The sequence below is a fragment of the Chloroflexota bacterium genome (assembly GCA_009840355.1).
GTDB lineage: Bacteria > Chloroflexota > Dehalococcoidia > Lucifugimonadales > JADFKI01 > Bin90.
Window position 1 is genome coordinate 37545 of sequence record VXNZ01000023.1, and the last position, 13638, is coordinate 51182.

Consider the following 13638-nt stretch of genomic DNA (forward strand, 5'->3'; position numbering starts at 1 on the left):
TCATCGCTGTTGTTCCTGACTTGTCCATCCTGTACATCCTGTTAGCGAATTACCCCGCGACGCTGACGAACTGGTTCGGGTGAACGGGAATCTCGGCTTCTTGCCACGGGTCTTTGTAATCGTCCACCGCCGCCTGTATATCCGCGTCCAGCCGGTCGCAGATGCCTTCGCTGTCGTCCAGTAATACCGATTTTATGTGGTCGATGCCCACACGCTCTACGAAGCCGTAAGTGCGCTCGAGATATTTGGCGTTCTCGCGGTAGTACTGCATAAAGCGCCCCATAAACTTCAGCACATCGTCGTGGCTGTCCACGACGCACAGCACATCGCCCTTTCGCACCTGCGAGCCTGCCGCGCCGCCGATATATATTTCCCACTTGCCGCCTTCGATGGCGACTACACCCAAGTCTTTCGTCGTAGATTCGGCGCAGTTGCGCGGGCAGCCGGATGCCGCCAGCTTCATCTTGTGCGGCGACTCTACGCCCTGGAAGCGCTTCTCGATTTCGATGCCCAGCTTCACGCTGTCGCCCACACCGTAGCGGCAGAACTCCGTGCCGACGCATGTCTTGCAAGTGCGGAACGCCTTCGTGTAGGCGTGACCGGACGGCATCTTCAGCTCGCGCCAGACATCGGGCAGGTGCGTCTTCGGTATGCCCAGCAGGTCGATGCGCTGCCCGCCGGTAACCTTGACCATCTTCGCTTCGTACTTCTCGGCGACATCCGCGAGCCGCCGCAGTTCGTCCGGCGATGTTACGCCGCCGAATATGCGCGGCACGACGCTGAAAGTGCCGTCGCGCTGTATGTTCGCGTGCACGCGGTCGTTGATGAAGCGCGCGTCCCGTTCGTCCTCGTACTCGTCCGCCCATATCGTCTTCAGCAGCGACGCCAAGCCCATCTTGCTCGGCGCGTCCTCTTTGCCGCCCGCGAACTCGCTCAGCACGGCAGACACGCTGCGCAGCCCATGCGCTTTGATAGCCGCCACAAGCTCCGGCTTGGTCATCGGTATCGCGGGTACATAGTAGTGCTCGGAGGGGTCTTCCGCCACCAGCCCGTCCGCCGCGAGTTCTAGAATCGCCTGTACTTGCGGGATGCACGAGCCGCAGCCGGTGCCTGCCCTTGTCGCGTCGCAGACCGCCTTCATGCTGCGGCAGCCCGCGCCAACTGCGGCGACGATGTTGCCCTTGGACACGCCGTTGCAGTTGCACACTTGCGCGTCGTCCGGCATGTCCGATATGTCCAATGACTCGGCTTCGCCCGACAGCGGGAATAGCAGTTCGGCGCGATTCTGCGGCAATGCTTCGCCGCGGTCGAACGCTTGCAGCAGGCGCGGCGCGGCTGCGCCGTCTCCCAGCAATATCGCGCCGGCGACCTTGCCTTGCCGCACGATGAGCTTCTTATAGACCCCGCGGTTCGGCTCTACATAAGACACCACTTCGTCGTCATCGCCGACGGGGTCTTTGTCGCCTGCGACGGCGAGTTCCACACCCATGACCTTGAGTTTCGTGGATACTTTAGAGCCGGTGTATGTCGCGTTGGATTCTTCGCTTGTCAGCCGCTCGGCGAGTGTGCGCGCCTGATCCCACAGCGGCGCGACTAATCCGTATGTTCGCCCGCGGTGCTCGGCGCACTCGCCTATCGCGTAGATGTCGCGGTCGTTGCGGCAGGACAAGTCGTCGTTCACCAGAATGCCGCGCCGTATGTTTAGCCCAGACATCCGCGCGAGGTCGATGTTCGGGCGAATACCGGCGGATATGACAAGCATCTCGCAGTCCAGCGAATCGCCGTCGCGGAATCCTACGCCGGTGACCTTGCCGTTGCCGTGCACGGTCGTGGTGAGCTTTTCGAGGTGGAAGCGCACGCCCATGTCTTCAAGCAAGTCCTTGAGCATGTCGCCGGATGATGCGTCCAATTGCTGGTCCATAATGTACGGCGTCAGATGTACCACATCCACATCGACTCCGCGGTTCATCAGCCCGCGCGCCGCCTCAAGACCGAGCAAGCCGCCGCCTATCACGGTCGCCCTGCGCGCGTCTTCGGAATACTCGACCATCTCGTTGCAGTCGTCGAGTGTGCGGAATGGGAAGATGCCGTTGCGCAGGCTGCCGTCGTCGCTGTGAAGCCCGTCCATCGGCGGGATAAACGGCGAGCTGCCAGTAGCGACTACAAGCTTGTCATACGGCACGAGCAGCCCGCCCGCGCCGTAAGCCGTCTTCGACTTGCGGTCGATGCCGATGACGCGGACGCCCGCGTGCAGCGTGATGCCGTTCTTCTCGTACCATGACAGCGGGTTGATGAAGATGTCCTTCTCGTCGTGTGTACCCGCGAGCACGCCCGACAGCAGGATGCGGTTGTAATTGCCATAAGGCTCTTCGCCGAACACAGTGATGTCGTACTGCTCCTGGCCGCCGAGCGCCAGCACCTCTTCCACAAAGCGCGCGCCCGCCATCCCATTGCCAACCACAACAAGCTTCTTCTTCGTAGCCATCATCGCTCCCTTATTGGTATATCAGTCGGTCAGTTAGTCAGTCGGTTGGTGATTTAGCTCGTAAGCGGCGATTGCGCCACAGCATTCGAGCATTTCCTCTGTCATTCCGCGCAGCCATCCCCATCTGTCATTCCGAAACGCAGTGAGGAATCTAAATTCGTTGCATTTTCAGCCTGTTTCAGACTTTAGATTTCTCGCTTCGCTCGAAATGACAAGGATGAATTGCCGAAATGACAGGTATAAATTGCATTTGTGAAATCGTTTTTTTGATTAGGTTCTGTTGACATTCCTGCATCACATCCCATCATTCTTGCGAAAGCAGGAATCCAGTGCTTGCAAACGGTGTTAATGAGACAAGAATGGCTACGTTCATCTACTCGCGCAAATCACGCTATCAGTTCACCGGCTCTATCTTCGCGCCGCACACTTTGAACTCCGGCATTCTGCTTATCGGGTCCAGGGCGGCGCTGGTAAGCTTATTCGCGGCACGGATGCCGCCCCAGTGGAATGGGACGAACAGCGTGTCTTCGCGGATGCTTGCCGTGATGCGCACCTTGAACTCTGCGTTGCCGCGCCTGCTGCATATCATCGCCTTGCCGCCGTTCAGCAAGCCGTACTGCCGCGCCGTTGTGGGATGCACTTCGACCGCTGGCTCCGGCGCGATGCCTGCCAGCTCTTCCACGCGCCGCGTCTGATTGCCCGACTGGTATTGCGCCAATAGCCTGCCCGTCGTCAGGTACAGCGGGAATGCGGCGTCCGGCGGCTCTGCGGGCTGACGGTGCCGCACCGCGTGGAACTTTGCCTTGCCGTCGGGCGTGGCGAATCGCTGCGTGAACATGCGCGGCGTGCCGGGATGTTCCTCGCCCGGGCAGGGCCAGAACACGCCGTCGTTCGCCGCTATCTTGTCGTATGTGATGCCGGAGTAGTCTGCCGGACCGCCCGCGCTCGCACGCCGCAGCTCGCCGAACACATCCTCCGCGCCGTCGTACTCGAAGTATTGCCCTTTGCCCAGCCGCTCCGCGAGATCGCAGATGACGCGCATATCGTCGCGGACGCCGGCCGGCGGGTCGTATGCGCGATTTCGCATAATGACGCGGCCCTCGAGGTTCGTCATAGTGCCTTTTTCTTCCGCCCACTGCGCCGCGGGCAGCACGACATCCGCGAGCATCGCCGTCTCCGACAGGAAGAAGTCGGACACGACCAGAAAGTCCAGCGAGCGCAACCTATCTTCCACATGTGACGCATTCGGAGCAGAGACGACCGGGTTCGACCCCAGCACCAGCAGCGACCGCACGCCGCCGTCGCGTCCCAGGGAATCCAGCAGTTCGTATGCGGACTTGCCCGGCGCGGGCAGCGCATCCGGGTCGATGCCCCATACACCGGCGACATGCTCTCGCGCGGCAGGGTCGGCAAGCAGGCGATAGCCCGGCAGCTGGTCAGCCTTCTGCCCGTGCTCTCTTCCTCCTTGTCCATTGCCCTGCCCGGTCAGGCAGCCGTAGCCGCTGTTCGGCTTGCCCACTAGACCGAGCGCCAGCGCGATGTTGATGAACGACAGCGTGTTGTTCACACCTTGCGCCTGCTGCTCCGCGCCGCGCGCCGTCAGCACCATCGCCGTGTGCGCCTCGCCAAGCATGCGCGCCGCCTTCACGATGTCCGACTCCGACACGCCGGTGATACGCTCCACACGCTCGGGCCAGTATGTGGAAACGCTACCGCGCACCGCGCCAAAGTCGTCCGTGCGCGTGTTGATGTAGTCAGTGTCTATCAGCCCGTCGCGCACCAGAATGTGCAGGATGCCGTTGGCGAGCGCGGCGTCCGTGCCGGGAGTCAGGCGCAAATGCAGGTCTGCGCGCTGCGCCGTCGGAGTCAGGCGCGGGTCTGCGACGATGAGCCTACCGCCGCTGTTGCGCTGCGCCTCGAAGTACTGCATTATGGGCGGCATAGTCTCCGATGCGTTGCTGCCCACGAGCAATATCGTCTCCGCGTTCGCTATGTCCGCGACGGGAAACGGCAGCCCGCGGTCGATGCCGAACGACCTGATGCTCGCAGCCGCAGCGGACGACATGCAGAATCGCCCGTTGTAGTCGATGTTGGATGTGCCGAGCGCGACCCGTGCGAATTTGCCCAGCAGGTATGACTTTTCATTTGTCAGCGAGCCGCCGCCGAACACGCCCACCGCATCCGCCCCATACAAGTCCTGCGAGCTGCGGAACTCGCTGGCTATCCGCCCCATAACCGCATCCCAACTCGCCGGTGCGAGCGTGCCGTCGTCGCCGCGCATCAGCGGAGACAGCAGCCTATCCGGATGCTTCAGCGTTGATGCCGCCGTCCAGCCCTTGATGCACAGCGCGCCCTTGTTCACGGGGAATGCGTCGTCGCCGGCAATCGCCGCGTTGTCCGCGCGCGCGCCATCGATCACCATCCCGCACTGAAAGGCGCAGTACGGGCAGTGAGTCCGCGTGCCGGCGCGAGAGCCGGTACTTGGCGCATCAAGCGCGATTTCCGTAGCCAGAGCAATTCCTCCCCAAAGTGGGCCCGCTTCGTCGTGAACTTACACTAACGCCCAACCGTTGCCGTTGTGTTGCAAGCGTGTTAAAAGTCTGTGACATTGCGGGGAGGAGGAATTGACATCAATGGACAGGGCGGGGCGGACGGGCAGGATGTTGTCTTTCCCCGGTCAAGAGACTGACAGGGGTATGGTATAGTCCCTTCCCCCCTGAGGGGGAAGGTTGGGATGGGGGCGAAAATCGTTGCCCGCCAACCATTATCGCTTCCCGCAAGTGCTTGAAATCCTAGCACATACCCCTGTCAGCCCATTGATTGGGAAAAGGGGGACTTGCGCAACCGCGATGTTCTCGCTAACTGCCGCCTAGGAACTGCTGGAAGGGGCTGGCGGGTTGGGGGGATGGCGTTATGGCGGTGGAAATGCCAAGCTGCTGGATCATCCACGCGTAGATGTCGGAGTTGAACACGGCGTAAACGTCGTGCTCGCGGCGCTGCTCGTTTATCCAACGCTCTAAGGCGCGCGTCTTCAGCGCTTCGTGGTTTACCGGGTCAAGCTCGCGCAGTTCGTCGATTTCAGACACCATGAAGATGAACGCCTGCTGACGCTGGTCGCGGTTGGGAATGGGCGTGCTTAGCTCGCCTACCTCTACGGTGGCGATGACATCGTCGTAGTCTTCCAGCACGCCTAGCGGCACCCAGCCGATCTCGCCGCCGCGCCGCACAAGCTCCGGAGCCTCTCGCGAGAACTCGCGCGTTATCGCTTTGAACGCCTCATGCAATATCACAGGGTCGGCGCTGTTCTTCACATAGTCGTCGTACTTCGTAAACAGGATGTCTATCTCGTCTTCCTGCCCTACGGCGAGCCGATAGACGTGGTACTGCTTGGCGACATTCGGCACGGATTCGCCGACATACTGCCGCACCTTCGAGCGCAGCAACGTGCGGCGCACGATGTCGCGGTGTTCGTCCTCGCTTATCTGCGAAGCGTTCAGGAAGTTCGAGTAGAGTTCCTTGAATTCGCGGTCGAGCTGATCTTCCGATTTGCCCGCTAATTGCCCGCCGGCCTGGAAGATGATGGTCGCCTGAATCTGCGTATCAACCTCTTCGTCCGAAACGGTGATGCCGAGGCTCGGCGCGGACTGGGCGATGATTTCGTTCTCGACGATGAGTTGCAGCGCCTGGAATATGTCGCTGCTGGTGTCGAGTCGCTGCCCTTGGTCTTCTTGCAGGCGCTGGCGTATGCGGAGCATTTTCACCATATCGCCGCGCGTGTATGTAACCTCGTTGACGCTGACTACGCGCTCTTGCGGCGGGCGCACGAAGATGAACACATAACCGGCGAAGAGTATGCCGAGCACGAGCAGCAGCATGACGCCGATAGCGCCGAACGCGACACGACGCCTGCGCTGAATCTGCCGTATGCGGCGGCTTTCGCGGCGGCGGTCGGTCGGGCCGGCGTGGTCCTGTTCTTGAGACGGGTCGTTCACCACTTGCGTAATCTCTCGTACTACTGGAAGTTTACGGACAGCAGAAGGCTACGGTCGGGTAAGCGACGCTACGCTGCGTAGCCGCCGCCGGGCATCTTGTGGTCGGGGCTGAACGGGATGAGCGCGAGAACGCGGGCGCGCTTGACGGCACGCGACAGCGCGCGCTGGTGCTTCGCGCAGACGCCGGTCTTGCGCCGGGCTTCCATCTTGTAGCGGTCGGATAGGAAGCGCCGCAGCCTTGGCACATCCTTGTAGTCGATGTACTTCACTTTGTCCACGCAGAAGGTGCAGATTTTTCGCCGCGCGTAATAGCGAGGCCTGCCGCGCCGTCGCTGAAAGCCGCCCTGTCCGCCTCCGCCGCCTCTGAATGGTGGTCTGCCGCCTCCGCCTGGTCGCGGTGCGCCGCCGGGTCCCCCCGTTCGTGGCGCGCCGGGAGCGGCAGGGCGAGCAGCCGGTGCCGCTGCGGGTGCTGGGCTTGAGGATGTTTCCGTGGTCATGTTTCTCCCTCTTTTAGTTAATCGGTTTTTCTCCGCTTTGGTTAGTTAGTCAGAAGGCACGCGCTATCATCACTACCAAGGCAGGTCGTCCGCGTCAGACGGCTCGCCCGGAGCCCCGCCGTACTCGCCATCCGCGCCGTAGCCACCACCGCCGCCGCCATATCCGGCGCCGCCGCCGTAGCCGCCCGGCTCGCCACCGGGAGGAGGTCCGCCGTAGCCGCCGCCAGCACCGCGCGGTGTTAGGAAAGTGACTGTGCTTGCGACAATCTCGTTTCGGAAGCGTGTCTGACCGTCTTGGCCGACCCACGAACGACTTCGCAGCCTGCCTTCAACATACACCTTCATGCCTCGCGTGACATAGTTGTTGCAGGTCTCTGCCAGGCGGTTCCAAGCTGTCACATCGAACCACTCGGTTTCCTCCTGCATTTCACCACCTTGCGGCGTGTAGCGTCGATTCACGGCGAGACTGAAGGAAGTTACAGCGCTGCCGCTCGGCGTATAGCGCATCTCAGGGTCTCTGCCCACGTTGCCAATCAATAGCATTTTGTTCAGCATAGACTCTTCTCTCTCGCTTCCTCTTGGCGGTGTGCGCCATTCGTGGTGGGCATGATTTACGATTGTCACGCAACTCCAAATGTCCCGTTATTCGAGAGAATGCGGGGGACGGCTAGAATTAACGCGGGCATAACGCCTTGCCGCGCCAATTCGATGGGCGCGCCGGTGGTTCTAATCTACGACTACGGCTTTGGTGATGAGATGCCTGATGACATCCTCGGAAGTCGTCAGAGTGCGGTCTAGTTCGAGCACATCGGTGGCGTCTAGGCTGAAGTGCGCGAGCACATATATGCCTTCCATGAACTTGTTGATGGGGTATGCGAGACGCCGCAAGCCCCAGATGTCATGGTCGGTAAAGTCGCCGCCGCGCTCCGTAACGAAGTCGTTGAGTCGCTGTATCGCATCAGCGACCTCGCCTTCGTTCGCCTCGGGCGTCATTATGAATACAATCTCGTAGTCCCGTAGTCGCTGAGCTACCACTCTATGCTCCTGTGAATCGTCTGTGCCTGCGAAAAATCACGCATTTGTCATTATATCACGATTGCTTGAAACGGGCATGAATTGCAGATTGCAAGACGATTTCACAAATGCAATTTATACCTGTCATTTGCGGTCTATACCTGTCATTTCGGGTGAAGCGAGAAATCTGGAGTCGGAAACAGGTTTGCATGCGACGAATTTCAGATTCCTCACTGCGTTCGGAATGACAACAATGGGGTTTCGGAATGACAGGGAAACTGCGTTCGGAATGACATTATAAGCGTATCTGGTGAAATGTCCACAGAACCTAGGCTATGGCGGTGGTAAGCCCGCATAAGCCCTCCACGGTAGTTGCCGTGGAGGGCTTTTCCGTTTTGCGTCGCTCCGTCCGGTGGCTCACCCCTTCCGCGCCACAGCCCTGCACCCGCCGGTCGCCGCCAGCGTTCCCGGCTGCGCCGCCCACTCCCGCATCTCTACGCACATCGCGTCCAGCTCGTCACGCGTGGTCAGCCCTTCTTCGATCACCCTGTCGAACAGCGGCAGGTTTTCTATCCACTCCGCCCAGCCGCCTACCATCGCATTTCCGGGGGCAGGAGTGTACGCGCCGCTCATCGCCACCAGAACGTCGTCGCCAACGGTCAGCCCCGCTTCCTGCAGCATCCTGGGCAGGTTCTTGCCACCGAACATCGTAGCGCCCTGCGTCGAGAAACCACGCTCGAACAACTCTATGAACCGTTCCGCGGCAGGACACGGCGGCGCGAACAGGCTCGCGCTCCAGTCCGTCCGCGTTATGCCCACTACGCCGCCCTGCTTTGCCACGCGCCCCAGCTCGCTCATAGCCTTCACCGGCTCGCTCAGGTGCTCCGTAACGGCGCACGACAGCACAACGTCGAATGTGTTGTCCTCGAAGGGCAGGTCGAGGATGTTGCCTACCTGAAAACTCAGGTTGTCGAGTCCCTTGCCCTCTGCGAGTGCTGAAGCCCGCGCCACCATGCCCGGCTCCAGGTCGCAGCCGATTACCTTGCCCGGCGCCGCGATTTCCGCAAGCCCCTGCGTTATCGTCCCGGGGCCGCATCCGACGTCCAGCACGCTCATGCCCGGCTTGACATGTGGAAGCAGGAAGTCCACAACTCCCACAGCCCCACGCCCCGCGTACTGGTTCTGTATCGCAGCCACGTTATACCCGTAAAACGGGCTGTCGTTGTGCATTGGCATTTCGGTCATAAATCTCTCCTTCAGTTTAATGTTTGGCAGCTTAATGTTTGGCTAGTCTGCCCGTTAGTTGCTCAGATTCTCCAACAATCCTACTGCGGACATCGCTTCCGCGCATCCCTCATCCGTGACCCACTCCCGCAACTCCGCGATTTCGTCGTCCGTATAGACGCGTCCATAATGAAGCATATCCCAGTCCGCTACCCGCTTCTCGTAGTACATCCACGATAGGCAGTATTCGTAGTTTGGATTATCTGCCCCGCTATCGAGAAGTGCGTATATCTCCGCTATCGATTCTCGCACATTCGACAGTGCGAATATGGACTGCCACGGTCGCCCTGCATACGGACCGGTCGTAAAGTGCCACTCGTCGGAGAGAGCATCATCCTCACTGACGAAAGCGACCGACGGCATCCACGCAGCCTGATAGGGCGAACCCTGCCGCCCCTCACCTATAAATGCGTACTCGCTGCGCTGCGCTGCGCCCGTTGCCGGCACTACGGACGGATACGGTTTATCCTGCACAAGGAATATCAGCCATTCCTCTCCGTAAATGATGTTATCTCCAATTTCCCACAAATGAAGGCACCGCCCGCTCCTTCTTATACCCTCGACCGAAGGCTCATCACAATCCGGATCGTTCACGATGTCCTTGCTCATGTGGTTGGTCATCCTTTCGGCTGTGGAGAGCGCGAGATTCAGCATGGACTGCTGGCTCACGCTGGTAGGATTACCGAAAAAACTCGTCGCAACAGCTATTTCGTCGCTGCCGCTCCCCTTCAGATACTCCGAAACCTCATAAACGAACTCAACCACCGGGCGATAATGCCGCTCACCCTCTTGCTCGTGCGAATACGCCGCACCGACATACGCAGACCGCAGCCGCGCCCTGGCAATAGTGTCCGATTCGATGATTCTCTCCTCAGGTGACCAGGGCCCGTGGTATCGGGACACGAAAGCCGGCTTCGTTTCTTGGGCACGGACGCCATCTTCGGCTTTGGTAGTCTGCGCCAAGGCGGGTACGATTGCATCGCCGCCGCCCATTGACGGCGGCGGCGTGAACCCGGATACCTCACCAAAAAACAACTCCTCCGTTCCGACAGGAGTAGCCGTTTCGCGATCAGCCGTTTCGCTATCAGACATCTCGGGCGCCTGACTATCCGCGGCCTGCATCTCCGCCTGAAACAAATCGCATGCCACCAAAAGCATCGAGCAGACCACCAGCGCCGTTATGGTGACGCAAGCCCATATTAATCTGGTCTCTACCACTGACACACTGACCGACTGACATACTGATGAACTATATCAAACTATACCCGCTGCCTTCGCGGCCATTGGGCGTGCCTGTGCCGCGCGCTTCGTCAATCCAGCCGTATTCCTTGAGGATTTGCTGGCTGTAGGTAACGCGCCCGGTAACATCGTCAAGCGGCTCGGTCGCCAGCAGCAGCGACGCCTTTGCCATAAGCTCGGGATGTTCGCCGCGCGGGTCGTCGATGCCGGTTACGAGGTTATGGAACACCGTGCCGGGTGTAGGCACGACCTGCGACGGCGACACGGCGGTTACGGATATGCCGTACTGATAGACTTCCTGCGCGAGTCCTTGCGTGAAGCGTTCGAGCGCCGCCTTTTCCGCGCCGTAGCATGTGCCGCCGCTGTTTGGCGGGACATCCTGATACGGTCCACGCCCGGGACCGATAGCCGCGCCGGACGAAATGTTGACGATGCTGCCGCTGCCTCTGGGAATCATGTCTTCGAGGACATGCTGGCTGAGGATGAAGGGCGCGTGGAAATTGACCGCCCACGAGCGCATCCAGCGGTTGAGCGCGTAGTCTTTGACAGGGATGAAGTATGTGAGAGCGGCGTTGTTCACCAGCACATCGACGGGACCGTATGTGTCGCGCGCAGTCTGCACTAGCGCTTCGCAGTCTTCCGGAAGCGATATGTTCGCGGCGGCAGCGGTCGCCTCGCCGCCTGCGTCGCGGATTTCCTGCACAGTCGTGTTCAGCGAGCCTTCGAGCGGATGCGAGCCTTCTTCGACGGTGCGCGCCGCGCAGATGACCTTGCCGCCCTCCGCGGCGAACAGCACGGCGATGTCCTTGCCGATGCCCCTGCTCGCGCCCGTAACGATAACTACTTTGTCGTCAAGTCTGCCCATGTAAAGCCTCCGGTATCCGGTGTTGAGTTGTCAGTAATCAGTTTTCTGCCGTCAGTGGGATGGTTGCTTCAACAAAGCGGTAGCCAACCCCTGTATTTCCAATCGAGAAAGGTCTGCGAGCTTGCTGCCGTCGGTTATCTCTCTATTCCGACTATGCCATTGTCCTTGTCATAATCCAGAACGATGCAGGGCGCAACTTCTTCAGACACCACGCTTGTGCGCGAGTGCAATCCGATGTAAAGCATATCGCTTGCGGTGTCGTATTGTATTTCCAAATCATGCCCTCGTTCATTCGATTGCGAGAAGGCGCGCATGCACATCCTCAATAATCTCTAATAGCTCTGTGTATGTTCCTGCACCGCCAATCATGTCCCAAAGTTCGCTGCCCATCAGCACCTGCCGCTCCATGTCCATAATCTGCTTGGTGAAGCTATGGGCGTAATCTTCGCGTCTGATGTAGGGATTATATGTCAGTCCGAGATGCGCTTGCGCGCCAGCGACACCCTTCCTGCCCATAATCAGCAGGTAGTACAGAATCTTCCTTTTCGACTCTGCCGCTATATCAAGGTTGGGCAGTGGACTTTTCAATTCTACAAACAGAGGTCCGCCGTGAAAGTCCTCGATGTACAAGTCCGCCGTTACTGCTCTATTCGTCCGTCCGCCGCCGCGTGAATTGAGAATATCCGATAATTCATCGTCATGGTTTGGTTCGCGTGGAGTTTCACGCCGCCTTCTTGGGGTGCGAAGTTCCGTTACGATTTGCTCAATCATATTGCAAGCAGCGTCGTTCACCTCACCTTCAATCGTGTATTCCGTGAATACTTGCCCAAACCTATCCTCGGCTATCGTTCTTGCGATTGACGGGTAGAGTGTATTCCCCATAGATGTAACGACGCTTCTTTCAACTCGCGCTCCTAGAATCGCTTCCTCCGAGAAGAGAAGCCTGTGAAAGGGATAAGCAAGCCTGATGTCTTCAGGAGTCCATCTACTCCTCTTCGGCAGCTGCTCCATGGCAAAGTCATACAGCACATGCCACAGGCGTTCTCGGGTTTCCCGCCGCATCAATCAGCAATCCTTCCATATAAGCACGCTCTCGAAGAACGCGCCCGCGCGCCTACCCGTCCGTCGGTTCACATGCCGCTCAACGCGAGCCTCAAGCCGCATCCCGACGCGCTCGCGGATTTCGTCATACAGGTCGCGCTTGTCATTCACAATCACCACCATCCGCCCGCCCGGATTCAGACTCTTGCGAACATTCAGGAATGTCTCGGAAATGCCCTCAACATATTCTGCCTGTGCTCTCTTTGAGCTACCCTTCGACGCGCGCCCAATCTCGGATTTTTCCCGCCACGGCAGTTCCAGCAGTTCGTAAGCGTAGCGATGCTGCTCGTGATAGTCGATTAACCCAACATACGGAGGCGAGGTTATAACTAAGTCATGAGCGGGGAACTCGACAGCGCGGCTGTCTCCCGTAATAACGGATATGTCCGCTTCTCGGCGAATGGATGCGAACTCGCGAATGCGCTTGAAAGTATCGGCGCTGTACCGTTTGAGAAACTTCGCCGAGTCCTCCGTAGGTCTGCATGTACGCCCGTGCTTGTAGCACCAGTAGGGCCCGATCTGCGGCTTCTTCGGAAAATCCAGGTCGTAATGAGTCGTCAAGCGGGCAGACCGCGCCGACCGCGACAGTATCAGCCGCAGCACGTCTTGGTAAGTGTACTCCGAGATGAGCGCCCTGTAAGCAAGCAGCGACTCCAACGCCGGCGGCGCGAACCACGAAATCAGATACTCGCTTGCGCCATAGGGAACTGCGCGCTCCAGTAAAAGCAATTGCGACTCGGCCGTCGCCTTGTGAACTATGTCCTTGATTTCGCGTTCTAGCAAGTCTATGTCGTAAGTCCCCGTCTTCACGCGCGCAATCAGGGAGTTGAATTCCGATATATCGCAGCCGACGGCGTTGATGCCCTGCGCCCCCGCCTCCACAAGCGTCGTCCCCGAACCAGAAAAAGGATCGCACACCGCGGCAGGCTGAAACTTCCGCAAGAATATCTCTACCAACTGCGGGATGAATTTGCCAAGATACGGATGCAGCCGATGAACATGCTTCGTCCTGACGCGCTCAGGCAAGTCCTGCTCCCGCCAATTGAGATTAAGTTCTTCCAGCGGCGTGTCAGGGTTAACCGCGCTCGCGTCCGTCAAAGGCATGTCCGGATACTGCGGAGAGTAGCCACCGGATTGCTCCAAAGTGGCTACTGTTGCCTT

At 59.4% G+C, this 13638-nt stretch carries 11 protein-coding genes and 1 pseudogene; all 12 read right to left on the reverse strand.

Going from position 1 to position 13638, the window contains the following annotated elements; all coding sequences use genetic code 11:
* Positions 1-49: 49 nt before the first annotated feature.
* Complete coding sequence (locus F4X57_05790; GenBank protein MYC06666.1) at positions 50-2485, reverse strand: NAD(P)/FAD-dependent oxidoreductase; 2436 nt, start codon at positions 2483-2485, stop codon at positions 50-52.
* Positions 2486-2879: 394 nt separating this feature from the next.
* Positions 2880-4907, reverse strand: coding sequence for a molybdopterin oxidoreductase family protein (locus F4X57_05795; protein MYC06667.1), 2028 nt, complete (start codon positions 4905-4907; stop codon positions 2880-2882).
* A gap of 436 nt (positions 4908-5343) precedes the next feature.
* Positions 5344-6477, reverse strand: a complete 1134-nt coding sequence (locus tag F4X57_05800) for a hypothetical protein (GenBank protein MYC06668.1) — start codon at positions 6475-6477, stop codon at positions 5344-5346.
* A 68-nt stretch (positions 6478-6545) separates the two neighbouring features.
* Entirely contained in the window at positions 6546-6974 is a 429-nt protein-coding gene (gene rpsR / locus F4X57_05805; protein ID MYC06669.1) for a 30S ribosomal protein S18, read from the reverse strand.
* A 72-nt stretch (positions 6975-7046) separates the two neighbouring features.
* Complete coding sequence (locus tag F4X57_05810) at positions 7047-7529, reverse strand: single-stranded DNA-binding protein (protein ID MYC06670.1); 483 nt, start codon at positions 7527-7529, stop codon at positions 7047-7049.
* 171 nt (positions 7530-7700) lie between these two features.
* Positions 7701-8009, reverse strand: coding sequence for a 30S ribosomal protein S6 (gene rpsF, locus F4X57_05815; GenBank protein MYC06671.1), 309 nt, complete (start codon positions 8007-8009; stop codon positions 7701-7703).
* A gap of 396 nt (positions 8010-8405) precedes the next feature.
* The gene (locus F4X57_05820; GenBank protein ID MYC06672.1) at positions 8406-9233 is read right to left on the reverse strand and encodes a methyltransferase domain-containing protein; all 828 of its coding nucleotides are present in this window, start codon (positions 9231-9233) and stop codon (positions 8406-8408) included.
* Positions 9234-9287: 54 nt separating this feature from the next.
* Complete coding sequence (locus F4X57_05825) at positions 9288-10364, reverse strand: hypothetical protein (protein ID MYC06673.1); 1077 nt, start codon at positions 10362-10364, stop codon at positions 9288-9290.
* Positions 10365-10521: 157 nt separating this feature from the next.
* Entirely contained in the window at positions 10522-11376 is an 855-nt protein-coding gene (locus tag F4X57_05830) for an SDR family NAD(P)-dependent oxidoreductase (GenBank protein MYC06674.1), read from the reverse strand.
* 51 nt (positions 11377-11427) lie between these two features.
* A pseudogene (locus F4X57_05835) lies at positions 11428-11690 on the reverse strand (DUF2283 domain-containing protein).
* Complete coding sequence (locus tag F4X57_05840; GenBank protein ID MYC06675.1) at positions 11665-12438, reverse strand: TdeIII family type II restriction endonuclease; 774 nt, start codon at positions 12436-12438, stop codon at positions 11665-11667. The pseudogene F4X57_05835 and the gene F4X57_05840 overlap by 26 nt, the downstream one beginning before the upstream one ends.
* A 3-nt stretch (positions 12439-12441) precedes the next feature.
* Positions 12442-13581 carry a class I SAM-dependent methyltransferase gene (locus F4X57_05845; GenBank protein MYC06676.1) on the reverse strand — a complete coding sequence of 380 codons (1140 nt, stop codon included), beginning with the start codon at positions 13579-13581 and terminating at the stop codon, positions 12442-12444.
* Between the last annotated feature and the right edge of the window lie 57 nt (positions 13582-13638).

Excerpts from the sequence above, each read along its gene's own strand:
- F4X57_05790 (MYC06666.1), bottom strand. The coding sequence starts at position 2,485 with ATGGCTACGAAGAAGAAGCTTGTTGTGGTTGGCAATGGGATGGCGGGC.
- F4X57_05795 (MYC06667.1), bottom strand. The coding sequence starts at position 4,907 with ATGGTGATCGATGGCGCGCGCGCGGACAACGCGGCGATTGCCGGCGAC.
- rpsR (MYC06669.1), bottom strand. The coding sequence starts at position 6,974 with ATGACCACGGAAACATCCTCAAGCCCAGCACCCGCAGCGGCACCGGCT.
- F4X57_05810 (MYC06670.1), bottom strand. The coding sequence starts at position 7,529 with ATGCTGAACAAAATGCTATTGATTGGCAACGTGGGCAGAGACCCTGAG.
- F4X57_05820 (MYC06672.1), bottom strand. The coding sequence starts at position 9,233 with ATGACCGAAATGCCAATGCACAACGACAGCCCGTTTTACGGGTATAAC.
- F4X57_05825 (MYC06673.1), bottom strand. The coding sequence starts at position 10,364 with ATGTCTGATAGCGAAACGGCTGATCGCGAAACGGCTACTCCTGTCGGA.
- F4X57_05830 (MYC06674.1), bottom strand. The coding sequence starts at position 11,376 with ATGGGCAGACTTGACGACAAAGTAGTTATCGTTACGGGCGCGAGCAGG.
- F4X57_05840 (MYC06675.1), bottom strand. The coding sequence starts at position 12,438 with ATGCGGCGGGAAACCCGAGAACGCCTGTGGCATGTGCTGTATGACTTT.
- F4X57_05845 (MYC06676.1), bottom strand. The coding sequence starts at position 13,581 with ATGCCTTTGACGGACGCGAGCGCGGTTAACCCTGACACGCCGCTGGAA.